General features: G+C 70.7%; 25 protein-coding genes, 1 tRNA gene and 1 pseudogene. 14 read left to right on the top strand and 13 right to left on the bottom strand.

Going from position 1 to position 26,999, the window contains the following annotated elements; genetic code table 11:
- Positions 1-21 precede the first annotated feature (21 nt).
- Complete coding sequence (locus MFF01_RS05110) at positions 22-1,434, top strand: histidine kinase (protein WP_238222618.1); 1,413 nt, start codon at positions 22-24, stop codon at positions 1,432-1,434.
- Between the two features lie 76 nt (positions 1,435-1,510).
- Here the strand turns inward: MFF01_RS05110 and rpoH are convergent, their stop codons facing one another.
- Positions 1,511-2,407: an RNA polymerase sigma factor RpoH gene (rpoH, locus tag MFF01_RS05115; protein WP_238222619.1), complete on the bottom strand. Its 897-nt coding sequence runs from the start codon at positions 2,405-2,407 to the stop codon at positions 1,511-1,513.
- A 256-nt stretch (positions 2,408-2,663) separates the two neighbouring features.
- Positions 2,664-3,668 (bottom strand): RluA family pseudouridine synthase, encoded by a 1,005-nt coding sequence (locus MFF01_RS05120; protein WP_238222620.1) that lies wholly within the window; start codon positions 3,666-3,668, stop codon positions 2,664-2,666.
- A gap of 209 nt (positions 3,669-3,877) precedes the next feature.
- Here MFF01_RS05120 and MFF01_RS05125 point away from each other — a divergent pair.
- Positions 3,878-3,952: transfer RNA gene (locus MFF01_RS05125), tRNA-Glu, on the top strand.
- Positions 3,953-4,251: 299 nt separating this feature from the next.
- On the top strand, positions 4,252-4,425 hold the full coding sequence (locus MFF01_RS05130) for a hypothetical protein (RefSeq protein WP_238222622.1): 174 nt from the start codon (positions 4,252-4,254) through the stop codon (positions 4,423-4,425).
- Positions 4,426-4,462: 37 nt separating this feature from the next.
- On the opposite strand, the gene MFF01_RS05135 is transcribed toward MFF01_RS05130, so the two are convergent.
- Together MFF01_RS05135 and MFF01_RS05140 are read right to left on the bottom strand one after the other, a co-directional pair.
- Positions 4,463-5,362, bottom strand: a complete 900-nt coding sequence (locus MFF01_RS05135; RefSeq protein ID WP_238222624.1) for a metallophosphoesterase family protein — start codon at positions 5,360-5,362, stop codon at positions 4,463-4,465.
- A gap of 65 nt (positions 5,363-5,427) precedes the next feature.
- Positions 5,428-5,904: pseudogene (locus MFF01_RS05140) on the bottom strand (VIT1/CCC1 transporter family protein); the annotation flags it as partial.
- A 311-nt stretch (positions 5,905-6,215) separates the two neighbouring features.
- On the opposite strand from MFF01_RS05140, the gene MFF01_RS05145 reads away from it, so the two are divergent.
- From MFF01_RS05145 to lpxK, 3 genes are read left to right on the top strand one after another with little or no spacing between them, the layout of a single operon-like run.
- Entirely contained in the window at positions 6,216-6,938 is a 723-nt protein-coding gene (locus tag MFF01_RS05145; protein WP_238222625.1) for a lysophospholipid acyltransferase family protein, read from the top strand.
- The gene (locus MFF01_RS05150; RefSeq protein ID WP_238222626.1) at positions 6,935-8,257 is read left to right on the top strand and encodes a 3-deoxy-D-manno-octulosonic acid transferase; all 1,323 of its coding nucleotides are present in this window, start codon (positions 6,935-6,937) and stop codon (positions 8,255-8,257) included. Before MFF01_RS05145 ends, MFF01_RS05150 begins: the two co-directional genes overlap by 4 nt.
- A 10-nt stretch (positions 8,258-8,267) precedes the next feature.
- Entirely contained in the window at positions 8,268-9,245 is a 978-nt protein-coding gene (gene lpxK / locus MFF01_RS05155) for a tetraacyldisaccharide 4'-kinase (RefSeq protein ID WP_238222628.1), read from the top strand.
- A 92-nt stretch (positions 9,246-9,337) separates the two neighbouring features.
- Here the strand turns inward: lpxK and MFF01_RS05160 are convergent, their stop codons facing one another.
- Positions 9,338-10,249 carry a metal ABC transporter substrate-binding protein gene (locus tag MFF01_RS05160; protein WP_238223081.1) on the bottom strand — a complete coding sequence of 304 codons (912 nt, stop codon included), beginning with the start codon at positions 10,247-10,249 and terminating at the stop codon, positions 9,338-9,340.
- A gap of 181 nt (positions 10,250-10,430) precedes the next feature.
- Here MFF01_RS05160 and MFF01_RS05165 point away from each other — a divergent pair, with 181 nt between their 5' ends.
- From MFF01_RS05165 to MFF01_RS05180, 4 genes are all read left to right on the top strand, one after another.
- Entirely contained in the window at positions 10,431-12,212 is a 1,782-nt protein-coding gene (locus tag MFF01_RS05165; protein ID WP_238222630.1) for an ABC transporter ATP-binding protein, read from the top strand.
- 61 nt (positions 12,213-12,273) lie between these two features.
- On the top strand, positions 12,274-13,311 hold the full coding sequence (locus MFF01_RS05170; protein ID WP_238222631.1) for an aldose epimerase family protein: 1,038 nt from the start codon (positions 12,274-12,276) through the stop codon (positions 13,309-13,311).
- Positions 13,308-13,628 (top strand): YnfA family protein, encoded by a 321-nt coding sequence (locus MFF01_RS05175; RefSeq protein WP_238222633.1) that lies wholly within the window; start codon positions 13,308-13,310, stop codon positions 13,626-13,628. Before MFF01_RS05170 ends, MFF01_RS05175 begins: the two co-directional genes overlap by 4 nt.
- Positions 13,629-13,765: 137 nt before the next feature.
- Entirely contained in the window at positions 13,766-15,052 is a 1,287-nt protein-coding gene (locus MFF01_RS05180) for an alpha-hydroxy acid oxidase (protein ID WP_238222635.1), read from the top strand.
- A gap of 129 nt (positions 15,053-15,181) precedes the next feature.
- On the opposite strand, the gene MFF01_RS05185 is transcribed toward MFF01_RS05180, so the two are convergent.
- The 4 genes from MFF01_RS05185 to tesB form a co-directional block, all read right to left on the bottom strand.
- Positions 15,182-17,809, bottom strand: a complete 2,628-nt coding sequence (locus MFF01_RS05185; protein ID WP_238222636.1) for a DNA translocase FtsK — start codon at positions 17,807-17,809, stop codon at positions 15,182-15,184.
- Positions 17,810-17,998: 189 nt separating this feature from the next.
- A complete protein-coding gene (locus tag MFF01_RS05190; RefSeq protein WP_238222638.1) occupies positions 17,999-19,504 on the bottom strand; it encodes an ammonium transporter in 1,506 nt (501 codons plus the stop codon).
- A gap of 111 nt (positions 19,505-19,615) precedes the next feature.
- On the bottom strand, positions 19,616-19,954 hold the full coding sequence (locus MFF01_RS05195) for a P-II family nitrogen regulator (RefSeq protein ID WP_056094106.1): 339 nt from the start codon (positions 19,952-19,954) through the stop codon (positions 19,616-19,618).
- A 315-nt stretch (positions 19,955-20,269) separates the two neighbouring features.
- Entirely contained in the window at positions 20,270-21,148 is an 879-nt protein-coding gene (gene tesB, locus MFF01_RS05200; protein ID WP_238222640.1) for an acyl-CoA thioesterase II, read from the bottom strand.
- A gap of 187 nt (positions 21,149-21,335) precedes the next feature.
- Between tesB and MFF01_RS05205 the strand changes: the two genes are divergently transcribed.
- Positions 21,336-22,580 (top strand): FAD-dependent monooxygenase, encoded by a 1,245-nt coding sequence (locus MFF01_RS05205; protein ID WP_238222642.1) that lies wholly within the window; start codon positions 21,336-21,338, stop codon positions 22,578-22,580.
- A 99-nt stretch (positions 22,581-22,679) separates the two neighbouring features.
- Here MFF01_RS05205 and ppa read toward each other — a convergent pair whose 3' ends face one another.
- The 3 genes from ppa to MFF01_RS05220 form a co-directional block, all read right to left on the bottom strand.
- Complete coding sequence (ppa, locus tag MFF01_RS05210; protein WP_238222643.1) at positions 22,680-23,216, bottom strand: inorganic diphosphatase; 537 nt, start codon at positions 23,214-23,216, stop codon at positions 22,680-22,682.
- Between the two features lie 116 nt (positions 23,217-23,332).
- Positions 23,333-23,671, bottom strand: coding sequence for a hypothetical protein (locus MFF01_RS05215; protein WP_238222644.1), 339 nt, complete (start codon positions 23,669-23,671; stop codon positions 23,333-23,335).
- A gap of 68 nt (positions 23,672-23,739) precedes the next feature.
- The gene (locus MFF01_RS05220) at positions 23,740-24,246 is read right to left on the bottom strand and encodes a GNAT family N-acetyltransferase (RefSeq protein ID WP_238222646.1); all 507 of its coding nucleotides are present in this window, start codon (positions 24,244-24,246) and stop codon (positions 23,740-23,742) included.
- Positions 24,247-24,414: 168 nt separating this feature from the next.
- Between MFF01_RS05220 and MFF01_RS05225 the strand changes: the two genes are divergently transcribed.
- The 3 genes from MFF01_RS05225 (at position 24,415) to MFF01_RS05235 (ending at position 26,585) form a co-directional block, all read left to right on the top strand.
- Complete coding sequence (locus MFF01_RS05225; RefSeq protein WP_238222647.1) at positions 24,415-25,140, top strand: fused DSP-PTPase phosphatase/NAD kinase-like protein; 726 nt, start codon at positions 24,415-24,417, stop codon at positions 25,138-25,140.
- Between the two features lie 74 nt (positions 25,141-25,214).
- On the top strand, positions 25,215-25,748 hold the full coding sequence (locus tag MFF01_RS05230) for a hypothetical protein (protein WP_238222648.1): 534 nt from the start codon (positions 25,215-25,217) through the stop codon (positions 25,746-25,748).
- Between the two features lie 150 nt (positions 25,749-25,898).
- Positions 25,899-26,585 carry a cell wall hydrolase gene (locus MFF01_RS05235; RefSeq protein ID WP_373319638.1) on the top strand — a complete coding sequence of 229 codons (687 nt, stop codon included), beginning with the start codon at positions 25,899-25,901 and terminating at the stop codon, positions 26,583-26,585.
- Between the two features lie 58 nt (positions 26,586-26,643).
- Here the strand turns inward: MFF01_RS05235 and MFF01_RS05240 are convergent, their stop codons facing one another.
- Entirely contained in the window at positions 26,644-26,991 is a 348-nt protein-coding gene (locus tag MFF01_RS05240) for a hypothetical protein (RefSeq protein ID WP_238222649.1), read from the bottom strand.
- Positions 26,992-26,999: the final 8 nt, after the last annotated feature.

Below are 26,999 nucleotides of genomic sequence, written 5' to 3' on the forward strand. Positions count from 1 at the left end.
GGCGAGCGGACCCGAGGCACGATGGCCGACTACTATCCCCTGCTAGCGCGTGCCCTCGAGGCGATGCCGGATCGCTCGCCGACCCTGCGCAAGGCCGTCTACGAGCGCGCGCGCAGCGCCCTGATCGGCCAGCTCCGCTCCCTCGACCCGCCCCTGTCCGACGCGGACATCGATCTGGAGGCCCGCGCCCTCGAAGTCGCCATCGAGCGGCTCGAGACCGATTACGCGCCTTCGGCGCCCCCGCCCCCGCCTGAACCGACGGCGCCCGCTCCGGCGGACACCTGGCAGGACCTGCCGGAATCGATCCCCGATGCGCCGGAGCCCGAGCCGCTTCGCGTCGCCTCCCGGGCATCGGAGCCGTTCCTGCCGCCGGCCCCTCCGCCCGATCTCGGGCGGACGCCCTTCATGCCGCCGGAATCCCAGGCTCCGGCGCCGATCATCCCGATTCAGGCCCGCAAGGGCCGCGAGCCGGCCCCCCCGTCCGATTCGGCCGAGACGCCGCCGACCGCCCCCGAGCCCGCTCCCCCGGAGCCGGAGACGGACGACCTCGCGGCGGAGTCCGGCGCCGGGCGCCAACGTCCGCGCATCGACGTCGTCGCGCCCTCGGCCGGCCGGTCCCGCCTCCTGCGCAATATCGTCGTGGGGGCGGTGCTGTTCACGGTGATCGGCCTCATCGCCGTCGCGGCCTTCCTGCTGCGCGACAAGCCGGCGGACCTGCAGCCCATCGCGTCCGAGCAGCAGGACACGGCGCCGGGCGGGGCGGAGAGCAAGTACGCCGACCGCATCGGCGGCGACCCCGCCCCCGCCGCGTCACCGGCCCGGCCCGCGCCGTCGAACGCGTCTCCGAGCCCCGCTCAGCCGAGCGCGGGCCCGGCCGATCTCGCGGTGGCGCAGCGGGCGGTCTTCTATGAGGAGAACACCTCCGCGGCCAACGCCGACCCGACGGTGGTGCAGGGTCGTGTCCAGTGGCGCCTGGAGACGGTCAACGGCGAGCGTGGCCAGCCCCTGGAGACCGTGGTGCGAGCGAACCTCGATTTCCCCGATGCGGGAATCGCGCTGACGATGACGATCAATCGCAACCGCGACGCGACCCTGCCGGCCTCGCACACCATCGAACTCGCCTTCACCACCGAGGGGGCCCCCGGCAGCGCCCGGCGCACGGTTCAGGATATCGGCCTGCTCCAGGCCAAGGAGGAGGAGAATGCCCGGGGCTCGCCGGTCTCGGGCCTGCCCGTGCGGGTGCGCGAGAACCTGTTCCTCATCGGTCTGTCGTCCCTGCGCAACGACATCGAGCGCAACACCGATCTGCTGCTGCACCGGAACTGGTTCGAACTGGCGGTGAAACTGAGCACCGGATCACGCGCCATCCTCACCTTCGAGAAGGGCGGCTCCGGAGCGCAGGTGATGGAGAAGGCCTTCGCCCAGTGGCAGTGAGGGGGCGGGCGGCCCTGTGAACAGGGCCGCCATTGGCCCCGTGACGGGGCCGCCATTCGTCCGGTGACGACCGCCGTCAGCTAAGGGCGTGGCCGGCCGCGCGGGGTGCCTCCCGGGAGGCGAGGTTGCGCTTGACGGCCTCCTGGATCTTCTCGAAGGCGCGGACCTCGATCTGGCGCACGCGCTCGCGCGAGACGCCGAACTCGCCCGACAGATCCTCCAGCGTGATCGGATCGTCCGCGAGGCGGCGCGCCTCGAAGATGCGGCGCTCGCGGGCGTTGAGGACCGACAGGGCGTCGCGCAGGGCCGAGAGCCGGTTCTGGCCCTCTTCCTCGCGAGCAAGCACCGTCTCCTGGCTCGGGCTGTTGTCCACGAGCCAATCCTGCCACTCGCCCTCGCCCTCTTCGCGCAAGGGCGCATTGAGCGAGGTGTCGCCGGAGAGGCGGCGATTCATGTCGATCACCTCCTGCTCGGGCACGCCGAGCTTGACGGCGATCTGGGCCACCTGATCCGGCTTGAGGTCGCCCTCTTCCAGGGCCGAGATCCGGCCCTTGGCCTTGCGCAGGTTGAAGAACAGCTTCTTCTGGTTGGCCGTGGTGCCCATCTTCACGAGGGACCAGGAGCGCAGGATGTATTCCTGGATTGCCGCCTTGATCCACCACATGGCGTAGGTGGCCAGCCGGAATCCCTTGTCCGGCTCGAAGCGCTTGACCGCCTGCATCAGGCCGACATTGCCCTCCGACACGACTTCCCCGATGGGCAGGCCGTAGCCGCGATAGCCCATGGCGATCTTGGCCACGAGGCGCAGGTGCGACGTGACGAGGCGGTGAGCCGCGCCGCGGTCCCCCTTCTCGCGCCAGTCCTTGGCGAGGGTGAACTCCTCGTTCGGCTCCAGCATCGGGAACTTGCGAATCTCATCGAGGTAGCGCGACAGGCCACCCTCGGTGGCGAGCACGGGCAGTGCGCCGGCCATGATGTCATCTCCTTCAACGGTCCCCCAGAGGGGCGGACCCGATCCGAACCGCCGCTCCCTTGAGCCGGCTTTCCGGTTCCCCATATCTACCGGGAAACGCGAAACCCCGGAAGGCGGTTCGGCGCGCCAACATCGCAGTCAACGCGCGATGTCGGCGTTGGCCCATGGGTGTCACGAAACGCCGCGCCCGGCGGTGCCGTTCCGCACGCCCATCGGATTGGCGCTTGACCGTTGCGGATCGGCATCGGCGATCGCCTCAGGCGGTGGCCCCCTTCCGGCGCAGGGCGTCCGCCAGGGCCGTCATGTCCGGCGGCAGCGGGCTTTCGAAATACAGGGTCTCCCCCGTGCGCGGATGGGCGAAGCCCAGGACGCAGGCGTGGAGGGCCTGGCGCCCGAGGGTGAGCAGGGCCGCCCGCGCCTCCTCGCCGAGGCGACCCGCCTTGGTCTTGAACGCGCTGCCGTAGACCGCGTCTCCGAGCAGCGGATGGCCGCGATGGCTCATGTGGACGCGGATCTGATGCGTGCGCCCGGTCTCGAGTTCGCAGCGAACCAGGGCGACGAGGCTCGCCGCGTCGAGGGCCTCCTCGACATGATAGTGGGTGATGGCCTCGCGCCCCGTTTCGGCCCGCACCACGGCGATCTTTTCGCGGTTGCGTTGGCTGCGGGCGAGGTGTGCGTCGATGGTGCCGACGCGTGGTTCCGGTACGCCCCAGACCAGGGCGCGGTAGACCCGCTCCAGGGGGCCGGTGCGGCCATGATCGGCGAACTGCTCCGTCAGCCCCTTATGGGCCCGGTCGTTCTTGGCCACCACGAGGAGGCCGCTCGTATCCTTGTCGAGGCGGTGGACGATGCCCGGACGACGCACGCCGCCGATCCCCGACAGGCTGTCGCCGCAATGGGCGATGAGACCGTTGACGAGGGTGCCGGATTCGTGGCCGGGCGCCGGATGCACCACGAGGCCCGCCGGCTTGTCGATGACGATGAGGTCATCGTCCTCGTAGACGACGACGAGGGCCTGGGTCTCGCCCCGCGGCGCCGCCGCCACCGCTTCGGGAATCGTCACCGTGAGTTCGGTCCCCGGACCGACCTTCACCGACAGGTCGAGCACCACCGCCCCGTTGCGCCGGACTTGGCCCGTCCGGATGAGATCCTGCAGCCGCGCCCGCGACACGTCTGGAAAGGCCCGCGCCAGGGCCCGGTCCAGGCGCTCCGGGGTCACTTCGTCGGAGAGTGTCGTCCGACGGTCCTCTGGTTGCTGCAACGATCGTCCCTCCGCCTCGAAACCTGCGCCCGCCGGGGGACGCAAAAACACGCGCCAAAAACACGCGCGAGGGCACTTGCTCCCCCGCCGGACCGTCGCTATACGAACGCCACGCCGCCGGGAAGCTTCCTCCCGCCGGACGGTCCCACCGGGATCGGAACCAAGGGAAGCGGCGCGGGCCTCTCAAGGGCCGCGTTGGATTGAAGACCGCGCCCATCGTCTAGCGGTTAGGACAGGTCCCTCTCACGGATCAGACCGGGGTTCGATTCCCCGTGGGCGCGCCAATCCATTTGCTCCATGAATCATCATTTGTCGATGTGGACTGTTGAGCTTTTGATCAATCTTACCATGACAGCTGGGCATTGCCGCTTTTAGCGCCGTTGATGCGTCGCGAAACGTTGAAAAGCTTGGTTTTTCTGCTGGAATTTCAAATCGAGTCGGTTTTCCCGAGCCGGCTCTTTTGCGTTGCCGCATCGAAAGTCTTGTGCGGGCGACGTGCGCGATCTTGCTCCGCGTTAAAATTGGGTTACCGTCACACACTTCACAGCGTTCGACGGCTCAAACTCGAGACAAGGTGTTCGCCATGTCCCAGACCATTCGCGTCAAGCCGACCCACGATGGAACCTACACTGTCTACCGTGGGACCGAAGTCTTGGTCAGCGGCCTCACCCGCCTGCAGGCCGAGCGTTACGAGGCAGATCTCGAACTCCTCACGGCCGTGGCCGTGGTGAATCAGTCCCACGGTCTCACCGTCTGACGGCGAGGCTCGCGTCGCCCGCATGCGGGCGACGCCCCTAAGCCGGCGTCAGCCGCAGGGGGCCGCGGTCGTCGATGAGACCCGCCTCCGTCAGGCCCCGCTCCCGTCCCTGGATGTCGAAGCCGCTTCCGTTCCGGGTGATGGTGTAGAGGTAGTAGCTCGCCCGCCGGTTCGGGCCGCCCTCGCGGGCCGAGGCCGACGTGCAGCCCACCACCGGGACCGGTTTGCCCCCCGGCCCCGCCGCGAAATGCACGCTGCCGAGATGGTTGTGGCCGTGCAGGATGAGGTCGGCCCCGGCCTCTGCGATCATCGCCATGAAAGCCGCCGCGTCCGTCAGTTCACGGCCCGACGACGCGCCCCCCGGATGCGGCGGGTGGTGGATCATCACCACACGGCACGGTGGCTCGGCCTCGGCGCCGAGGCGCTCCAGCAGGCCGCGCGCCGCCGCGATCTGCGGCGGCCCGAGGCGGCCGGTGGCGACGAACGGTTTCGTCGGTATCGCCGACGAGAGCCCGACGAGCGCCACGGGGCCGCGCCGGCGCAGGTAAGGGAACACGCCCGTGGCGCCGTCGTCGTCCGTGGTCCAGGCCCCGCAGGCGGCGAGCAGTCCGTCGAGGGAGCCCCGCACGTAGGCATCGTGATTGCCCGGCACGAAGCTGACGCTGTCGGGGCCGCCGAGGGCTTCGAGGAAGACTCGCGAGGTCGCCCACTCGCTCGGCAGGCCGATGTTGCAGAGGTCCCCCGTGCAGGCGATGTGGTCGTGCGGCTGCGTCTGCAGGTCGGCCACCAGGGCGGCGAGCAGGTCCATGTCGTGGGCGTTCTTGCGGCCGCGCCGCCAGTTCACGTAGCCCGTGGCCCGCTTGCTGAAGAGCTGACGCAGGCGTGGGCGCGGCAGCGGCCCGACATGCGGATCGGTGATGTGGGCGAGGCGGAACATGCGTGTCCGTTGCGGCTGGGAACGTCCCTCCGCATCGCCATTGCGGGCGCCGGGGTCAACCTTGGTCACGCACTGCCGATGGCGATGCCGGCGGCGAGCACCAGGGCGCCGCCCAGCACCACCTGCAGGGCAGCCCGCCAGAACGGTGTGGCCATGTAGCGCGTGCGAATGCCGGCGATGAGCACGAGTTCGACGGCGACCACCAGGATGGCGAGCCCCGTCGCCCACGCGAAGGCGTTCGGCCAGCGGTCGGGCACGAGATACGGCAGTGTGTGTCCAAGGCCGCCGAGCGTGGTCATCGCCCCGCAGACGAGGCCGCGCATCCCCGGCGTCCCGCGCCCGGTGATCGACCCGTCATCCGACAGGGCCTCGGTGAACCCCATGCTGATGCCTGCGCCGATGGAGGCGGCCAGCCCGACGAGGAAGGTCGCGGCGTTGCTGTGCGTGGCGAAAGCCGCCGCGAAGATCGGCGCCAGGGTCGAGACCGAACCGTCGATGAGGCCGGCGAGGGCGGGCTGGACGTAACGCAGAACGAAGGCCCTGTGGGCCTCCGTGGTCGCGTCGATGGAATTTGCGGGCGGGACCAGCTCCGAGGCATCGACGATCATGGCGACGATCTCCTTATTGGAATCATTCCAGGTTATTGATTGGAATAGTTCCAGACAAGCCGGTTTCTCGTGGTTGCGGTCCGATTTCGCCGCGCGGCCGATGTTTTCGGCATCGGGGGAGCGGGGGACCGGCGTTGCGTCGTCTCGGGCAACGGCGCTAGACACCGCCCGGCGCGGCCCCGGCCGTCCCTGCCCCGGCGAGCCCGCGCCGGGTCGGTCGCGAGCCATCGCGCGAAGGCGATTTCATGAGTGTCCTCAAGCGCATCGGCCGCGCTCCGGCGGTCCAGCAGGCCCTCGGCCGCGTGGCGGGCGGTTACCTGCGCCTCGTGCGCGCCACCAACCGCTTCGTCGTGGAGCCGCCCGCGCCCGATCCGTGGCTCGACGGACTCGGCCCGTTCATCGCCGGCATGTGGCACGGCCAGCACACGATGATCTCGTTCATGCGCCGGCCGCACGACCGCATCGCCACGATCATCTCGCGCTCGGCGGACGGCAACATCAACACCATCGCCCTCGAGCGCATGGGCGTGCGGGTGATCCGGGCGTCGGGCGCACGCGGCCGGGCCGTGCGTGACGTGAAGGCCAAGGGCGGTGCCGAGGGCCTGCGCGCCATGCTGCGCGCCCTCAAGAACGGCGAATCCGTCGCCTTCAGCGCCGACGTGCCGAAGGTGTCGCGCCGCTGCGACGCCGGCATCCTCACCCTCGCGCGCTTTTCCGGGCGACCCATCGTGCCCGTGGCCGTGGTGACGAGCCGGCACCTGCGCCTCAACAGCTGGGACCGCGCCTGCTTCGGGCTTCCCTTCGGACGGGGCGCCATGGTGTTCGGCACGCCGATCCTCGTGCCGCGCGAGATCGAGCCGGAGGCGTTCGAGGCCCTGCGCCTCGCCGTGGAGGCGGAGATGAACCGCGTCCACGACCGCGCTTACGGCCTCGTCGGCCGCCCCGATCGGGTGGGGAACCCCGCGTGAGGGCGACACCGCTCACGGCGTTGCTCCGGGCCTACCGCTACGGCCTCCTCCTCGGCGAGCCGGCGGTCACCGGCCTCCTCGCCTGGCGCTCCCGCCGGGGCAAGGAGGATCCCGCGCGGCTCTCCGAGCGCCGGGGCGTGCCGGGCCGCCCCCGGCCCATCGGCCCCCTCGTGTGGATGCATGGGGCCAGCATCGGCGAGGTCCTGTCCCTCGTCGGCCTCGTCGACGGCATGATCGCGCGGGGCTTCTCGGTGCTCGTCACCACGGGCACCCGCAGCGCCGCCGACCTCATCGGCAGCCGCCTGCCGCCGGGGGCCGTGCATCAATACGTGCCCCTCGACGCGCCGCGCTGGGTCGGGCGCTTCCTCGACCATTGGCGGCCGGACCTTGCCCTGGTGGCGGAATCGGAGATCTGGCCGAGCATCGTGACGGGGCTCCACGCCCGGGGCACGCCCCTCATCCTCGTCAACGGCCGGATGTCCGAGCGATCCTGCCGGGGCTGGGGCCGCACCCCGGGCACGGCCCGGGCCCTCCTCTCGCGCATCGCCGTCTGCCTCGCGCAGACGGAGGAGGATGCGGCCCGCTTCACGCGCCTCGGTGCCCCCCGGGTCAGTGTCGCGGGCAACCTCAAATACGATTCCGACGTGCCGCTCGTGGACGAGCCGCAATGCGCCGACCTGCGCGCCTGCATCGGCGACCGACCGGTCTGGGTCGCGGCGAGCACTCATCCCGGCGAGGATGCCGTGGTGGCCTGCGTTCACGCGGCTCTGAAGTCGCGATGGCCCCGGCTCCTCACCATCGTGGTGCCGCGCCATCCCCACCGCGGCGGCGACGTCGCCGCCCGCGCGGCGGCCGAGGGCTTGCGCAGCGCCCGGCGCTCGCAGGGCGGCCGCCCGGACGGGGACATCGACGTCTACGTCGCCGACACGCTTGGCGAACTCGGGCTGTTCTATCGCCTCGCCTCCGTGGTCTATCTCGGCGGCTCCCTGGTGGAGCGCGGCGGCCAGAACCCCATCGAGCCGACGCGCCTCGGGGCGGCCGTCCTGCACGGGCCCCACATCTTCAACTTCGCCCAGGTCTACCGAGCCCTCGATGCGGCGGGCGGTGCCCGCTGCGTCGCCGACGGCGCCGACCTCGCGGCGGCCCTGGACGATCTCCTCGCCGACCCTGCCCGCATCGACGGGATGGCCCGCGCGGGGGCGGCGGCCTTGGCGCCGTTCGAGGGTGCCGTCGAGCGGACCCTGGCGGCGCTCGATCCGTTCGTCGCGCAGATGCGACTCGCGGCCCTCGCCTCGGCCTCGCCCCCGGTAGCGCCATGAGCGCGGCCTGATGCGGCCGCCAGCCTTCTGGAACGCTGGGCCGGGGCATCCCGCCGCGCGGGCGCTGGCGCCGCTGGCCGCCCTCTACGGCTGGCGCAGCGCCGTCCGGATGGACCAGCCGGGAACGCCCGCGCCCTGCCCCGTCCTCTGCGTCGGCAATTTCACCCTCGGGGGGGCCGGCAAGACCCCGACCGCCCTCGCCCTGGCGACCCTTCTGTGCGACCTCGGCGCCGCCCCCGGCTTCCTGACCCGCGGTTATGGCGGGCGCCTGCCCGGCCCCATCCGCGTCGATCCCGACCGGCACGCCGCCGCCGAGACCGGTGACGAGCCCCTGCTGCTGGCCCGCCACGCCCCGACTATCGTCGCGCGCGACCGCGTGGCCGGGGCGCGCCTCTGCGTCGCGGCGGGCGCCGACATCATCGTGATGGATGACGGCCTGCAGAACCCGGCCCTCGCCAAGGATCTCGCCCTCGCGGTGGTGGATGCGGGGGCCGGCATCGGCAACGGCCGGGTGTTTCCCGCCGGTCCCCTGCGGGTCCCGATCGCCCGGCAATGGCGCCACGTCCACGGTGTCGTTCTCGTCGGGCACGGCGCGCCCGGCGAGGCCGTCGCCGGGGAGGCGGTCCGGCGCGGCTTGCCCGTCCACCGCGCCCGCCTGGTGTCGGGCGGCGATTGGACCGGGCGCCGGGTCCTGGCCTTCGCGGGGATCGGCCGGCCGGGCAAGATGTTCGCGACGCTGCGCGAAGCGGGCGCCGAGGTCGTCGGCACGCGCGCGTTTCCCGATCACCACCCCTACGCAGGCGCGGACCTCGCCGCCCTCGCGGCCGAGGCGGCGCGGCTCGGGGCCGACCTCGTCACCACGGAGAAGGACCATGTCCGTCTGCCGCCGGATTTTGCGCGCCGTGTCGCGGTCCTGCCCGTGACCCTCGCGTTCGACGACGCGGCGGCGATTCAGGCGCAGCTCGCGCGCCTCCCTCATCGCGCCTGACAGTCCGGGCTACCGAAGGGGTCACCCCTTCGGCGGGTGTCGGGCTGCGCCCGACCTCCCTCCAGGGGTTGGCCCTTCGAGACCCGAATGTCTCAGTTCGCCCCCAGCGCCTTGGCGAAGGCGGCCAGATTGTTGCGCATCATCGCGAGGTAGGTCGGCGCCGGGCCGCCGGGACCCGACAGGGCGTCGGAATACACCTTGCCGCCGACTGCCGCGCCGCTCTCGCGGGCGATCTGCTCCATGAGGCGCGGGTCGGCGATGGTCTCCAGGAACACCGCCGGGATCTTCTCCGCCCGGATCTGCCGGACGATGCGGGCGACATCGCGCGGGCTCGCCTCGCTGTCCGTCGAGACCCCCTGCGGCGCGATGAAGGTGAGGCCGTACGCGGCGGTGAAATACCCGAAGGCGTCGTGCGTCGTGATGATCCGCCGCCGCGCGGGCGGGATCTTCGCGATGGTGTCGCGGACGTCCTTCTCCAGGGCGTCGAGCTCGCCGAGATAGGTTTGGGCCCGCGCCGCGTACTCCGCCGCGTGAGCGGGATCGCGCGCCACGAGGCCGTCGCGGATATTGGCGACGTAGACCTTGGCGTTGGCGATGCTCTGCCAGGCATGCGGATCGGCATGGTGGTCGTGGGCGTGGTCTTGCCCGTGGCCATGGCCATGATCGTCGGCCTCCTCGATGGGCCTGATCCCCTTCGAGGCCACCACCACCGGTGCTTTGGTGCCGGACGCCTTGATCAGGCGATCGATCCAGCCTTCGAGCCCCAGCCCGTTGACGACGACGAGATCCGCCGCCGCGACGGTCCGGGCGTCGCTGGGCGCCGGGGCGTAGCCGTGGGCATCGGCGTCGGGCTTCACTAATGTCGTCACCGCCACCCGGTCGCCGCCGACCTGCGCCACGAGGTCGCCGAGGATCGAGAAGGTCGCCACCACCCGCAGTTTTTGCGCATCGGCCAGGGCCGGCGCCGCGCCGCACAGGGCAGCGAGCAGCAGGGCGAACGCCATCGGCAGTCCGGTCGAGGGGCGTCCACGCGGCATCGGCGAAGTCCTGAGGTCAAGGTGCCGCACGTCAGTAGTGTAACAGTATCACATTTCCAAGCCCCGGCCGGCGACTTGATCTCTCGCCCCCCCGGCCGCAAAGACCGGCCGGGCCTGTATGCAAGGGCGTTGGGACAGACGAGATACCATGGCGCGTCGGCCGCTCCTCAGGGGTGACACCCTCCCCCTCCTCGGCCGCGTCTGGCGCGAATGGCTCAGGCCCCACCGGGCGACGCTGGCCGTGGTGCTCGTGCTCATCGCCATCGTGGGCGCCGCCACGGGCTTCTACCCGGCCCTGATCAAGGGGGCGTTCGACGCCTTCGACAGTAAGGACACGGCGGCGTTGGCCTATGGCCCCCTCATCGTCATCGCCATCACGTCGATCCGGGGGTTCGCCCTGTTCGGCCAGACCGTGCTGACCAACCGGGTGGTGACGCGGGTCGAGGCCGACATGCAGGCCGCCCTCTACGCCCACCTCATCGATTCGGATCTCGCCCAGCTCGGCCGCGAGAGCCCGGCCGCCTTCACCCAGCGCTTCACCACGGATTTCGCCTTCATCAAGGAAGCGTTGACCCGCATCTCCACGGTGCTCCTGCGCGACATCGCCATGCTCGTCGCCCTCGTGGCGGCGCTGATCTGGATGGACCCGCTCCTCACCCTGGTGGCCGGAATCACCGTGCCGTTCGTCGCCGGCCCCATCGGCCGGGTCGGCAAGAAGCTGCGCCGGGTCTCGACGACGACGCAGGAGCAGATGGGGCTCACCGCGAGCCTCATCTCGGAGAGCCTGCAGGGGGCCCGCATCGCCAAGACCTATGCCCTGGAAGGCTATCTGAAGGGTCGGGCGGACAGCGCCTTCGACGAGGTCCGCCGCCTCAAGATGAAGGCCGCCAACGCGCGCGGGCGCCTCGATCCGCTGCTCGAGATCGGCGGCGGTTTCGCCGTCGCCGCCGTGCTCGTGCTGGTCGGCCAGCGGGTGATGTCGGGCGAGCGCACGGTGGGGGATTTCACCGGCTACGTCGCCGCCCTGCTGCTCGCCGCCCAGCCGGCCCGGGCGCTCGGCACCCTCAACGCCATCCTGCAGGAGGCGGGGGCCGCGCTTCAGCGCTACTTCGCCCTCATGGACGAGGCGCCGGTGATCCGCGAGGCGGCGGACGCGAAGGCGCTGCGGATCGACGGCGGGTCGATCCGCTTCAGCGACGTGCGCTTCCGCTACCGCCCCGACGCCCCGGCCCTCGAGGGCATCGACCTCGTGGTGCCGGCCGGGGCCACCGTCGCGTTGGTCGGGCGCTCGGGCTCGGGGAAATCCTCCCTCCTCAACCTCGTGCCGCGCCTCTACGACGTCGATGCCGGCTCCGTCGCCATCGACGGGCAGGACATCCGGGGCGTGACCTTCGCGTCGCTCCGCCGCGCCGTGGCGGTGGTGTCCCAGGAGGTGGTGCTGTTTGACGACACGGTGGCGGCCAATATCGGTTTCGGCCGCCCCGGTGCCAGCCAGGCCGAGATCGAGGCGGCGGCGGAAGCGGCCGCCGCCCACGGCTTCGTCTCGCGCCTGCCAGAGGGCTACGGGTTCCGCGTTGGCCCCGCCGGGGGGCGGCTTTCGGGGGGCGAACGCCAGCGCATCTCGCTCGCCCGCGCCTTCCTCCGGGACGCGCCGATCCTCCTCCTCGACGAGGCGACGAGCGCCCTCGATTCCGAATCCGAGCGTCTGGTCCAGGCCGCCCTCCTGCGGCTCATGCAGGGGCGCACCACCCTCGTCATCGCCCACCGCCTCTCGACGGTGCGCGACGCCGACCTCATCGTGGTGATGGAGGCCGGCCGCGTCGCCGAGACCGGCACGCACACGGACTTGATGGCTCGCGGCGGTGCCTATGCGCGCCTCCACCGCATGCAACTCTCCGGGGATGCCGCGGACGAGACCCTGGCGCCGTGACGCGAACCGGCGCGCCCCACGTTGATCCGGACGGATCGTCGATCAGGGAGGGCCACGCCCCATGACTCCGGAGCCCTACGGCCGCACGAAGGACGGCCACGCCGTTACCCGCCACACCCTGGCGCGGGGTAACCTCACCGTGCAGATCCTCGATTATGGCGGGATCGTCACGCGGATCGCGGTGCCCGACCGGGCCGGACGGATCGCCAACGTGGTCCTGGGGGCCGCCGACCTCCCCGGCTACGAGGCCAGCGACGCTCATTTCGGAGCCCTCATCGGGCGCTTTGCCAACCGCATCGCGGGAGGCCGCTTCAGCCTCGACGGGCGGGTCTACGACCTGCCCCGAAACGAAGGGCCCAACACCCTGCATGGTGGCAGGCAGGGCTTCGACCGCAAGGTGTGGCGGGTCGAGGCGGCCTCGGACACCGACCTGACCCTGGCCTACGATTCGCCCGACGGCGAGGAAGGCTTTCCCGGCGCGCTCGCCGTGCGGGTGACCTACAGCCTCCCCGACGACGAGACCCTGGCCATCGCCTACGCGGCCGAGACCGATCGGCCGACGATCCTCAACCTGACCAACCACAGCTACTTCAACCTCGCGGGCGAAGGCGCCGGCAGCGTCCTCGATCACCGGGTGACGGTGGCGGCCGACGCGTTCCTGGCCGTGGATGAGGCCCAGATTCCCACGGGCGAGCGGCGCCCTGTCGCCGGCACGCCCTTCGATTTTCGCGAGGCCACGGCTTTGGGCGCGCGCATCCGTGCGGCCGACGACCAGCTGATCCGGGGCAAGGGCTACGATCACACCTTCGTGCTGCGTGATCCCGGAGCCCTGCGCGTCGCGGCCACCGCACACGATCCGGGATCCGGCCGGTCCCTCACGGTCGCCACCACCCGGCCGGGCCTCCAGCTCTACACCGCCAACATGCTCGACGGCACGGTGACGGGTTCGGGCGGCGGCCTCTACCGGGCCGGGGACGCCGTGTGCTTCGAGGCGCAGGGGTTTCCCGACGCCCCGAACCATCCGGATTTCCCGAGCGCAACCCTGCACCCCGGCGAGCCCTTTTCCGCCGCCACCACCTACCGGTTCACCGTCCGATGACGGTTCTCATTTATGCCGCCGCCGCCCTGTTCGAGATCGCCGGCTGCTTCTCGGTCTGGGCCTGGCTGCGCCTCGGGCGCTCCGCCTGGTGGCTCGTGCCCGGCGCCGTGGCCCTGGCGCTGTTCGCCTGGCTCCTGACCCGCGTCGAGGCCGAGGCGGCGGGGCGCGCCTACGCGGCCTATGGCGGCCTCTACATCGTCGCCTCGCTCCTGTGGATGTGGGGTGCTGAAGGCCAACGTCCTGATCGCTTTGACGTCGCGGGGGCGGCCCTCTGCCTCGTCGGCGCCGGGGTGATCCTCCTCGGTCCGCGCGCCTGACGGAGCGTGCGAGGGGCGGGAGTGGGAACAATCGCACCGCAACATATAGGTGTTGCACTGCGGCATCTTGCGTCGAGGACTGGGTATAGGTGAGAAGGCCAGCCTATCGTGTCAGTCGAGCGAGATATATAATTCCGATGTCAAGATCAGACCAGCAGTCCAACGGTGGAGAGACTCAGCTCAGCCGCAGGAAACTTCTGGAATTTCTGTCCGCCAGCCCGATGCTGGCCCCCGGCGCCGTTGCCTTCGTGGCGGGCTTCCTCGGCGGTTCGTCCTCGGCCCTTGCCCAGAGCTACGACGTCCTGCGGCAGGCCCCCGTCCTCGACGGTGACCTCATCGCCAATCCCGCCCAGGCCCTCAACGTGTTCGATTTCGAGCTCGTGGCGAAGAAGGTCCTGCCCCCGGCGCATTACGGCTATCTCGCCAGCGGCGTCGACGGCGACGAGACCCTGAAGGCCAACCGCGACGGCTTCGAGAAGATCGCCATCCGCGCCCGCCGCCTCATCGATGTCCGCAAGATCGACACCACCGTGAAGATCTTCGGCGAGACCTGGGGCAGCCCCATCGCGCTGGCCCCCATCTCCAGCCAGGGGGCGTTCCACCCCGAGGCCGAGGGCGCCGTCGCCCGCGCCTGCAAGGCGAAGAACCACCAGATGATCCTGTCCACCGTGGGCAGCACCTCCATCGAGGACGTGATCAAGGAGCGCGGTTCGCCGGTCTGGTACATGCTCTACCCCACCGACGACTGGGCCGTGACCGAGGCCCTGGTGAAGCGCGCCGAGAAGGCCGGCGCCCCCGCCATCGTGCTCACCGTCGACCGCCAGGGCGGCCGCAACACCGAGACCCTGTTCCGTGAGCGCCGGGGTGACACCCGCACCTGCACCGACTGCCACACCCCCGGCTTCAAGAACGAGGTCAGCCGCAAGCCGATGTTCGACGACCTCGACGTGTCGAAGGTCACGAACCTCTACGGCACCGGCATGACCTGGGACTACGTGAAGCGCCTGCGCGGCGTCGTGAAGGGCAAGCTCGTCCTCAAGGGTATCGTCACCCAAGAGGACGCCAAGAAGGCCCTCGATTACGGCGTCGACGCCCTCATCGTGTCGAACCACGGCGGCCGCGCCGAGGAGAGCCTGCAATCGACCATCGGCGTCCTGCCGGAGATCGTCGGGGCCGTGAACGGCAAGGTTCCGGTCCTCATCGACGGCGGCTTCCGCCGCGGCACCGACGTGATCAAGGCCCTCGCCCTCGGCGCCACCGCCGTCTGCGTCGGGCGTCCCTACGCCTGGGGGCTCGCCGCCTTCGGACAGCCCGGCGTCGAGATGGTGCTGACGATCATGCAACGCGAGTTCGAGACGATCATGCGCCAGGTCGGTGCGACGAAGATCGCCGAGATCAACGGCACGAGCGTCAGCCGGGTGTGACGTCGTCGCGGCGAGGCGGCTTCGGTTCCGCTTCGCCGCCGGGGTTCCAGGTTCGGTCCAACCGAAAACCGCCCTGAGGGTTTCCCTCCGGGGCGGTTTTCGTTTGGGGCGGATGCCGGCGGGCCGTACTCAGCCGTCCGCCTCCACCAGGATCTCGCGCTTGCCGGCGTGGTTGGCGGGGCCGACGATGCCCTCGATCTCCATACGCTCCATGAGGGAGGCGGCGCGGTTGTAGCCGATCTGCAGGCGGCGCTGGATGTAGCTCGTCGAGGCCTTCTTGTCGCGCAGCACCACCTGCATGGCCTGGGCGTAGAGGTCGCCGCCGGCCTCGCCGAAGCTGCCCTGGTCGAAGACGGCGCCGTCCATCTCGACCTCGTCGGCGGAACCGCCCTTGGCGCCCTCGCCGTCGTCGGCGGTGACCGCCTCGAGGTAGGACGGCCGCCCCTGGCGCTTGAGGTGGGCGACCACGCTCTCGACTTCCGAATCCGAGCAGAACGGCCCGTGCACGCGCGTCGTGCGCCCGCCGCCGGCCATGAACAGCATGTCGCCCTGGCCCAGCAGCTGCTCGGCGCCCATCTCGCCCAGGATCGTGCGCGAATCGATCTTCGAGGTGACCTGGAAGGAGATCCGCGTCGGGAAGTTCGCCTTGATGGTGCCGGTGATGACGTCCACCGACGGGCGCTGCGTCGCCATGATGAGGTGGATGCCCGCAGCCCGTGCCATCTGGGCGAGGCGCTGGATCGCGCCCTCGATATCCTTGCCCGCCACCATCATCAGGTCGGCCATCTCGTCGACCACGATGACGATGTAGGGCAGCGGCGTGAGGTCCATCTCCTCGTTCTCGTAGACGGCCTCGCCCGTCTCGCGGTCGAACCCGGTCTGCACGGTCCGGGTCAGGATCTCGCCGCGCCCGCGCGCCTCGGCGAGGCGCGCATTGAACCCGTCGATGTTGCGCACACCGACCTTGGACATCTTCTTGTAGCGCTCCTCCATTTCACGCACGGCCCATTTGAGGGCGATGACTGCCTTCTTCGGATCGGTGACGACGGGCGAGAGCAGGTGCGGAATGCCGTCGTAGACGGAGAGTTCGAGCATCTTGGGATCGACCATGATCAGGCGGCACTCCTCCGGCGTCATCCGGTAGAGCAGGCTGAGGATCATGGTGTTGATGGCCACCGACTTGCCCGAGCCCGTGGTACCGGCCACCAGCAGGTGCGGCATCCGGGCGAGGTCGGCGATGATCGGCTCGCCGCCGATGTTCTTGCCGAGGCACAGGGCGAGGCTCTGCTTCGTCTCGGCGAAGTCGACGGAGGCGAGGAGTTCGCGCAGGTACACGGTCTCGCGGCGCGTGTTCGGCAGTTCGATGCCGATGGCGTTGCGGCCCGGCACCACGGCGACGCGGGCCGAGACGGCGGACATGGAGCGGGCGATGTCGTCGGCCAGCGAGATGACGCGGCTTGACTTGGTGCCGGGCGCCGGCTCGAGTTCGTACAGGGTCACGACGGGGCCCGGGCGCACGGCCAGGATGTCGCCGCGCACGCCGAAATCGCTCAGCGTGGCCTCGAGCAGGGTGGCGTTCTGTTCCAGCGCCTCCGAGGAGACCTGGGCCGAGGGCGAAACGAGGGGTGGCTCGGCCAGCAGGCCGAGGGGCGGAACGGCGTAGACGCCCGGATTGTGCGGCGGCGCCGGTGCGGGACGGCGCTGGGGCACGGGCGGCGCCGGAGGGGGCGCGACGCGCGAGCGCGCGTCCGGAGCGGCCACCGTCGGTTCCTCGGCGAAGATCGGTTCGCCGCCATCATCGGGCTCGTCGTCGTGAAGGATGGGGGCGGTCCGTCGCATCGCCGCGGGGTCCCGCCGCGCGGGAGCCTCCTCGCCGTCGAACACCGGCTCGCGGCGGGCGCCCTGCGGCGCAATCGCCTCCCAGGGCTGCGGCTCGTCCGAGAAGGCGCGGCGGGCGGCCAGGGCCGGCGAGGCGCCGTCATGCGACAGCTCCGCCTGAGCGGCACGTCCCTCGCGCCAGGTCTCGACGCGGGCGGCGACAGCCGCACGGCCTCCCATGAGCATTTGCGCCAGGGCGCCGAGGGACACGATCCCGAGGCTCGGCTCGTCCTCCTCGTACCGGCCGTCGGCCCGCACGCGCCGGGCCGGGCGGACGGGATGCAGGGGCTCCTCCTCCTCCTCGTCCGGCACGTCGCCGACGCGGCAGGCGCCCGTGAGGCTGAGGATGGCGATGCCGGCGAACAGGAACCCGACGAGCGCGGCGGCGGGCGACGCGACGATGCCCACGATGGTGCGGGCGGCATGGATCAGGGCATCGCCCGCGACCCCGCCGAGGCCCGTCGGCAGGGGCCAGCGCGCCGTCGACGGCAGGGCGCTCGCGACGGCGCTCGCCGAGAAGAAGCCGATGATCCACAGGGTGATGCGCAGGCCCCCGCGCGGCAGGGCGCGCGCTCGCATGAGCTGCAGCCCCCACAGGGCCGGCGGCAGCACGAGGGCGAGGGAGCCGAGCCCGAGGAGCTGCATGGCGAGGTCGGACATCACCGCCCCGCCGGTGCCCAGCACGTTGTGGGCGGCGTGATCGGTGGCGTGGTTCAGGCTCGGATCGTCGATGGACCACGTCGCCAAGGCGACGGTGAGCGCCGTCGCGCCGGCAAACAGGATGAGACCGCCCAACTCCGTCATCCGCTTGGCCAGGAAGGGGCGAAAGCTGTCGACGAACGTGTCGTAGGGCGATGCGGAACGGCGAAGCGAGCGCATGCTGTACCAGACGCGATGGGGGAACGATCCGGTAACGCTAACGGCCGCAAAGTTAATGTCGGTTTAAGTCAGCCGGCGGCCAGGGCCCCCAGGGGGCCAAAACGGGAGGCACACGAAAAAGGCCCCGGATCGGAGGATCCGGGGCCTCTCGCTTTTCCGATCCCGGGCAGGACCGGGGCGTGGACGATCCTAGTAGTTGTAGGCGCGCTCGCCGTGATCGGCGATGTCGAGGCCCTCGCGCTCCTCGTCCTGGGTCACGCGCAGGCCGATGGTGAGATCGACGAGCTTGTACAGGATGGCGGAGCCGATGCCGGACCACAGGATAGTGAAGCCGACGGCCTTGACCTGGCTGAGCACGGCGGCGGCCATCTCGTAGGGGCCGACCGCAAGTTCACCGGGCTTCGAGGCGTAGTCCGGCAGGCCGACGCCGCCGAGATCGGGGTTGACGAGGATGCCCGTCGCGATGGCGCCGAGGATGCCGCCGATGCAGTGGACGCCGAACACGTCGAGGGAGTCGTCGTAGCCGAGCGCGTTCTTCACCGTGGAGCACATGATGAAGCACACGGCGCCGGCCGCGAGGCCGAGGACGATGGAGCCCATCGGGCCGGCGAAACCGGCGGCCGGGGTGACGGCGACGAGACCCGCGATGGCGCCCGACAGCATGCCGAGGAGCGACGGCTTGCCCTTCAGCATCCACTCGACGAACAGCCAGGAGAGGGCGGCGGCGGCGGTGGCCACGAAGGTGTTAAGCATGGCCATGGCGGCGGTGCCGTTGGACTCGAGGTTGGAGCCGGCGTTGAAGCCGAACCAGCCGACCCAGAGCAGCGAGGCGCCGATGGCGGTCATGGTCAGGGAGTGCGGAGCGAGGAGGTCACGGCCGTAGCCGATGCGCTTGCCGAGCATGAGGCAGCCGACGAAGCCCGCGATGCCGGCGTTGATGTGCACCACGGTGCCGCCCGCGAAGTCGAGGGCGCCCCACTTGAAGAGCAGGCCGGCATCGGCGTTGACCGCGTCGAGGGCCGCCTGGGCGGTCGCCTTCGAGGCGTCGTCCGTCGCGGCGGCCAGCGCCTTGGCGGCGTTGCCGACGGCGTCCGGGCCGCCCCAGTACCAGACCATGTGGGCCATCGGGAAATAGATGAGCGTGGTCCAGAGGATCATGAACACCACCAGGGCGGAGAACTTCATCCGCTCGGCGAAGGCGCCGACGATGAGGGCCGGGGTGATCATCGCGAACGTCATCTGGAAGCAGATGTAGACGTATTCGGGGATCACGACGCCGTTGGAGAAGGTGGCGACCGTGGAGTTCGGGTCGATGCCCTTCAGGAAGGCCTTCGAGAAGCCGCCGACAAAGTCGTTGAGGCCGCCGCCGTTGGTGAAGGCGAGGCTGTAGCCGAAGATCACGAACAGGAGGCAGGAGATGCACGCGATGGCGAACACCTGCGTCAGCACCGAGAGCATGTTCTTGGTGCGCACGAGGCCGCCGTAGAACAGGGCGAGGCCGGGCACGACCATCAGCAGCACGAGGGCGCTGGAGATGAGCATCCAGGCGGTGTCGCCCTTGTTCGGAACCGGCGCGGCGCTCGCGGCGGCCGGCACGGCCTCCGTCGTCGGCGACTGCGCGAGGGATGGCTCGATGAACAGGAGCGCCAGGGCGGCGCCTCCCATCCCGAGGGCCAGGGCGTTGCGAAGCTTCATGGAAACAGGACTCCCGGTCGCTGTGTGATGCTGGGTTGAAACGATCAGGGCGGGGGCCGACGGCCCGGCTCTCCCCAGGCCCGGAAGCGGGCTGGACGCGCTGCCGTCGGCCTAGAGGGCGTCGACGTCGGTCTCGCCGGTGCGGATGCGTACGGCCTTCTCGAGGGGCAGCACGAAGATCTTGCCGTCGCCGATCTGGCCCGTGCGGGCGGCCGCCGCGATGGCGTCGATGACGCTGCCGGTGAGATCGGAGGCCACCGCCACCTCGATCTTCAGCTTGGGCAGGAAGCTCACGGCGTATTCGGCACCGCGGTAGATCTCGGTGTGGCCCTTCTGGCGGCCGTAGCCCTTCACCTCGGTGACGGTGAGGCCGTGCACGCCGATGCCGGTCAGGGCATCCCGGACCTCCTCGAGCTTGAACGGCTTGATGATAGCCATCACGATTTTCATGGGCGGCGCCCCCTTGTCCCGAGTTGGTGTCCGGCCGGCGCGCTCTCGCGTCGCGATCCGACCGGTCAGGCTGACAGCGCGGATCGGAGTGACCCGGACGCTTGGCCCGCATCATTCAAGGACTATGCCAACGGGAACTTTTCGCCGTCGTGCCCGCGTGCCTAGAAACTGCTCTGACACTGACTCGGATGCGTGCGAAATTACGGCCAAGTTTGCGCGATATCGAGGCATATTGGCGCGTGAAGAGGCAAATCATCGACCCGCGAGCCCTCTGGTCCCACACGCGGGCTCGTCCTAATGACTGGGTTATCCGGCTTACGGCGTCGCGTGGCGCGGTCGGATCAGGCCCTCCTGGGCGACGGAGGCCACCAGGGTGCCGTCCCGCGAAAAGATCTGTCCACGGGCGAAGCCGCGCGCGCCGTCGGCGCTCGGACTGTCCTGGGCGTAGAGCAGCCATTCGTCGGCCCGGAACGGGCGATGCAGCCACAGGGCATGATCGAGGCTCGCCGATTGGATCTCGCCGTCGAACACCGTCTGCCCGTGTGGGATCAGGGTGGCGTCCAAGAGCGTCATGTCGGAGGCGTAGGCGAGGACCGCTCGGTGGATGGCGGGGTCGTCGGGCAGGCGGTCGACGGCGCGCATCCAGACATGGAAGCGCGGATCGCGCGGGGCGCGGCGGAGATACCGCTCGATCTCGACGGGGCGCAGCTCGATGGGGCGCTTCTGGCCGAAATAGGAGAGGATCGGTGCCGGGATCGCCGCGCCGTCGCGGGCCGCCTGCGCGGCGGCGGCGGGGGCTTCGGCCACGGCCTCGGGCGGCGGCACGTCCGGCATGGCGGCTTGATGGGACACGCCCGTCTGGGCGTCGTGGTAGGAGACCGACATGGCGAAGATCGCTCGGTCGTGCTGGCTCGCCACGACCCGGCGGGTGGCGAAGCTGCCGCCGTCGCGGATGCGCTCGACGGCGTAGTCGATGGGTGCCTTCGGGTCGCCGCCGAGAAGGAAATAGGCGTGCAGGGAGTGGGGCGGGCGCGTCTCCGGCACCGTGCGGGAGGCCGCCACCAGGGCCTGGGCCACCACTTGGCCCCCGAAAACGCGGAACCAGCCCGTCTGCAGGCTGTGCCCCCGGAACTGGTCCCGCCCCAGGGGCGCGAGGTCAAGGATCTCGAGGAGTTCGGTGACGATGCCTGTCATGCGGCGTCCTCGGTCGCGAGGGAGGAAGGGGCCGGCTTTAGCAAGCCCCGGCGCCGCGATCCATGCGGGGGCCGGGCGGTGGCGTGCGAATCGGCGGGTGACGATGACGCTGCCCCGGGCGGTCGCCATGCGTTGCCCTCCGGCGCCGGGAGTGGCACTCCGGTGAGACACGAGACGGGGACCTGAGATGGACGGATCGCGGCAGCGCAGGGTGGTGGTGGCGGGCGCCGGGATCCCGGGGCTCAGCCTCGCCCTCGCGCTGAAGCAGGCTCACGGTCCCGCGCTCGCCGTCACCGTCTGTGATCCCGGTCTCGCGTCCGGGACGGCGCGCCATCGCGGCCGGGCCTACGCCGTGGCGGCCGGCGGGCGACGGATGTTCGAGCGCCTCGGGATCTGGGACGGGGTGTCGGCGGCGGCCGAGCCGATCCGCGACATGGCGGTGAGCGACAGCCGGCTCACGGATCCCGTCCGGCCGGTCTTCCTCACCTTCGCTCAGGATGCAAAAGCCGGTGAGCCCTTCGCCCATATGGTCGAGGCCGAACCCCTCGTCGCGGCGCTGCTCGCGGCCTGCGCGGCGGCGGGCGTGGCCCTCGATCCCGTCGGGATCACCGCCGCCGACCCCGTGGGCGAGACCATCGATCTCGTCCGGACGGATGGGACGTCGCTCTCCGCGAGTCTCCTCGTGGCGGCGGACGGCGCGCGCTCGCGGCTGCGCGAGGCCGCCGGCATCGGCTGGGTCGGCTGGTCGTATCCGCAATCGGGCATCGTCGCGACCGTCGGGCACGAGCACCCCCACGGGGGACGCGCCTACGAGCACTTCCTGCCGAGCGGACCCTTCGCCATCCTGCCCCTCGTCGACGGGGGGGCGCTCGGCCATCGCTCGTCCATCGTCTGGACCGAGCGGACGGCGGACGTGGCCGCCCTGCTGGGGGGCGGCCCGGACGAGACCCTGGCGGAGATCGAACGGCGATTCGGGCACGGCCTCGGCCGTCTCGTGCTCGAAGCGGGGCCGAGCGCCCATCCCCTCGCCTTCGGCCTCGCGCGCCGGTTCCGGGCCGAGCGGCTGGCGCTTCTGGGCGACGCCGCCCACGTCATTCACCCCATCGCCGGCCAGGGGCTCAACCTCGGTCTCGCTGGCGCGGCGTCCCTTGCGGAGGCCGTCACCGATGCCCTGCGCCTCGGCCTCGATCCCGGCGCCCCCGACGTGCTGCGGGCTTACGAGCGCGACCGCCGGTTCGAGACCCTCGCCATGGGGGCGATGACCGACGGCCTCAACCGCCTGTTCTCCACGGACGCCCTGCCGGTGCGCCTCGCGCGCGACCTCGGTCTCGGTCTCGTGGACCGCCTGCCCGGCCTCAAGCGTCTGTTCATCGGGCAGGCTTCAGCCCTGCGCGGCGACGGGCCGAGGCTGCTGCGCGGGCAGGACTTGTAGAGCCGTCCGCACCGTCCTTCGCATCCGGGATTCCGACGGAATCGTTCCGTCGGCGCGTGTCGGGGGAGCCTGCCGGCCCCCCCCCAGCTTGTGGCCCTCTCAGGCCTTCTGCGCCTTGGCGCGCTCGATGCCTTCGTGGATGAGGCGATGGGCTTCGGCCTTGTCGCCCCAGCGCACGATCTTCACCCACTTGCCGGGCTCGAGATCCTTGTAGTGCTCGAAGAAGTGCTGGATCTGGTGGATCGTGATGTCGGGCAGGTCGGTATAGTTCTCGACCCGGTCGTACCGCATGGTGAGGTGACGCGAGGGCACGGCGATGATCTTCTCGTCCTCGCCGGCATTGTCCTCCATCACCAGCACGCCGACGGGGCGCACGCTCATGACGGCGCCGGGCGCGATGGCGCGGGTGTTGGCCACGAGCACGTCGCACGGGTCGCCGTCACCCGAGAGAGTGTGGGGGATGAAGCCGTAATTGCCCGGATAATGCATCGCCGTGTAGAGAAACCGATCGACCACGAGGGCGCCGGATTCCTTGTCCATCTCGTACTTGATCGGGTCGCCGCCGATCGGAACCTCGATGATGACGTTCACGTCGTCGGGGGCGTTCTTTCCGATCGAGACATTGTCGATGATCATGGGCTGTTTCTCCCGTGGGCTTCGGGCCGCAGAGGCCTCTCCAGGCGTCTCTTAAGGCCGTTGTCGCACCAAGGAAATCACTCGCTCCACCGTACGGATACGTTTGGCGGGGATTATCATGCCCCCGGCCCCCGCCGCCGGAACCGCGCCGTCACCCGTTCCCAGGTCGCGACGATCCAGCGGGCGCTGCGCTCCAGGGGGACCTTCAGGCCAGGAATGTCCTCGCTCAGGAGTGCCAGCCCCACGGGCAGCATCCACAGGCCGAGGACCGGCAGGATCGAGAACACGCCGCCGAGGATGAATAGGAGCGCCGCCGCGATCCGTACGATCCGCCGGGACGGCTCGCGCAGCCAGGCCAGGGCCTTGGCGAGACTGGCCGGCATCTTTTCCGTGAGGCGCGCGACGCGCGCGTCCCAGTCCCGCGCGGTGACGGCCCGTTGCCCGTTGACGTCCATTGGCGCTCCCCCGGCCCGATGCCTCGGTGGGACATGGGGAGGACCAGCCGATTTCGCGAGTGGAGGAGTCAGGTGAAGCGGTAGCCGACCTTCGGCAGCACTGCGCCGGCGATGCTGTCCCTGACCTGTCCGACGATCGCGGCGCCGAGCCCGAGATAGAACGCTTCCGCCCGGTCGTTGCCCGCGAGCGCCCAGAGGCCGAGGCTGTGCAGGCCGTGGTCGTGCAGGTCGTTGCGCACGGCGCGGAACAGCCGCCGGCCGAGGCCGAGGCCCTGGTGGGTGGGCAGGATGTAGAGTTCGTCGATCTCACCCGCCGCGTCGAGGCCGCGCCCCCGGGCCGGCCCGTAGACGGCGTAGCCGACGACGCCCGCCCCCGTCTCTACCACCACGAGGGGACGCCGGCGCTGCGCCGCCCCGAGCCACCACGGCGACCCGCGCCGGGCGATCATCCGCTCCAGGGACACGCCCGGGATGAGGCCGCGATAGGCCTCGCGCCAGGTCTCCTCGAAGACATCCGACAGGCGGTCGGCATCCGTGGAGCGGGCGCGACGAATGCTGATGGTGCTCGTGCTCATGGCGGATCCCCGCGCGCGACGTCTTGGCTCCCAGGCCCACGCATCGGAGACGACGATCCGGGCGAAGGCAAGGCGGAACCGAGCAAGACCGATGCCGCGCCGTTTGCCCGGCCGGGGCCCGCCTGTTAGATGCCGGGTTCCCCCGCAGAGCCCCGACGTCCCCGCCCCGTGTTCAAGCGATTCCTGAAGCCCGAGACCCGCTATGCGCGCCGCATGGCCCGCATCGCCCGGTTCGAGCGGCCCATCGCCGGCCCGGTCTCGCGGGCGAAAGCCTGGGCGAACATGCTGCTGGTGGATCACGGCGTGTTCCGCCTCGCCTATCTCAACCGGCACCGGGTGGGCCAGGGCAAGCTGTGGCGCTCGGCTCAGCCGAGCCCGCACCAGCTCGCCTGGTTCAAGCGCCAGGGCGTGCGCACGGTGATCTCGCTGCGAGGCGGACGCGAGCACGGCTCCTGGCCGCTCCAGCGCGAAGCCTGCGAACGCCAGGGCCTGACCCTAGTCGAGTTCGTCCTGCGCTCGCGCGAGGCCCCGTCGCGCGAGACGATCCTGGCGGCCAAGGACTTCTTCGCGAGCGTCGAATACCCGGCGATGATGCATTGCAAGTCGGGCGCCGACCGGGCCGGCATGGGCGCCGTGCTCTACCTCATCCTGCACGAGGGGCGGCCCGTCGCCGAGGCCCTGGGCCAGCTCTCGGCCCGCTACGGCCATTTCCGCTTCGCCAAGACCGGCATCCTCGATGCGTTCTTCGAGCGCTACCTGCGCGAGGGCGAGGCGCGCGGCCTCGATTTTCTCACCTGGGTCGAGACCGTCTACGATCCGGAGGCGCTCAAGCGTGATTTCCGGCCCGGTTTCTGGTCCGACCTCGTGGTCGACCGGGTGATCAAGCGGGAATAGCCGACGGCCGGCGCTAAGCGTTTGTTAACCAAACCGGGTCGAACTGGCGCTTCCGCACAGTGATTGGACCCGCGATGGCTGCCTCCCCCCTCCGGCCGACCACGCCGACCCTGGCGAAGTACCCGATTCCCGTCGAGCTGATCACCGCCCTGTACCGGGCGCGCGGCGCCGACCTCGACACCCTCGTGGCCGGCATGACGGAATATGCCCGTGCCCGCGTCGCGGCCTACTGCGTCGAGCGGGAGCGCCTGCTCGACCTCGGCCTGCACATGGCCGCGACCTGCGGCGAGGCGACCCTGATGAAGGCCGCCGGCGCCAAGGCGGGGGCCGCCCTGTTTGCGCAGTCGCGCCCGGCGCCCGCACCGGACCTCGAAGCCGCGTCCGAGCCCGCGCACGTCCCGCCGACTGTAGACGAGCCGACCGTGGCCGAGCCGGTCCTGATCGAGTCGACCCCGGCCGAGCCCATCATGGCCGAACCGGTCCTGGCCGAACCGACCCCGGTCGAGCCCTCGGCGCCGGCCCTGCGCATCCTCGAATTCCCCGCCGTGGCCCCGGCGGCGGAGGCCGCCCCCGCCCTGGTCGGCCCCGTCCGGACCAAGGCCGCCTGAACCGGGCCGCGCCCGAAAATCACCGCACTCTCGGCCAAGCCTGGCCGTACGGGATCGCCTCCGCGCCGTGAGCCGGGCGAGCACACCATCATGGAGCGAGACGGCATGCAGGGTTCTTGGGCGCGGGGTTCTTGGATACGGGATTCTTGGGTGACGAAAACAGGGGCTGTCCTCGGTCTTCTCCTGACGCTTCCGAGCCTCGGCGCCTGCCACTCCCCCACGACCACCGGCTCCCTCGCCACCGGCTCCCTCGCGGCCCGGCCCGTTGCCGCCACCGATGCGGAGCGCGACTGCCTCGGGCGGGCCATGTATTTCGAATCGAACCGCAGCGACCGCGACGGGTTGCTCGCCGTCGGCACCGTGGTGATGAACCGCGTGGAGGCGGCGCCGCCGGGGTCCGGGATCTGTTCGGTGGTCGGTCAGCCCCGGCAATTCGCCCCGGGCGTGCTGACCAAGCCCATGGCAGCCCGGGACCTGCCGAAGGTGGCAGAGGTGGCCGACGCGGTCCTCGACGGGCAGCGTCACCCGAAGGTGGGCCGGGCCATGCACTTCCACACGGCCGGCCTGCGCTTCCCCTATCCCAACATGCACTACGTCGCCGCAGCCGGCGGCAACGTCTTCTACGAGAAGCGCAAGCCCGGCAGCTTCGACAGGCCGGGCGCCCCCGAGCCGAGCCCGTCCGCCACCGTCCTGGCGTATGCGTCGGCCGCCGCGCCCTCCCCGATCCAGAGCCGCATGACCGGGCGCGACGTCCCGGCGGCGCAAACCATCCTCAACGAACCCGCCAGGGACATCTGCCGCACTGCCGGCCTCGCCCTGACGAGCCGGGGCGGCTGATTCCTTTGCCCGCCGGCCTCGGCCGGCGTGCGGACCAATGTCGGTGGCCGGGGCTCGTTCACGCCTTGGGGGCGACGTCTCGCGCCCCGTCGATCCGTCCCTGCTCGCGTGCCGCGACGATCAGGGCCGCGATCTGCTGGGCGGTGGCCTGATAGGTCGGCGTGTCGCCCACCTGGCGGAACCCGTGAAACAGGGCGGCCTCGATCATCAGGCTCTCGGCCTCACTGCCGATGGCCGGCGGCGCCAACGGCGTCAGTCCGCTATCGCGCAGGGCCCGTGCCTCGCGCAAACCGTTGTAGATGCGTTCGATCAGAACGTGTCCGCTCCAATCGTCGGCGATCCGAAGGACGGTCGAGCCATGGTGGAGCTCGAACAGGTAGGGCGTCGTGTCTGACGTGTCGGGCATCTCGCTTG

It is taken from the genome of Methylobacterium adhaesivum (genome assembly GCF_022179065.1).
GTDB classification, from domain to species: domain Bacteria; phylum Pseudomonadota; class Alphaproteobacteria; order Rhizobiales; family Beijerinckiaceae; genus Methylobacterium; species Methylobacterium adhaesivum.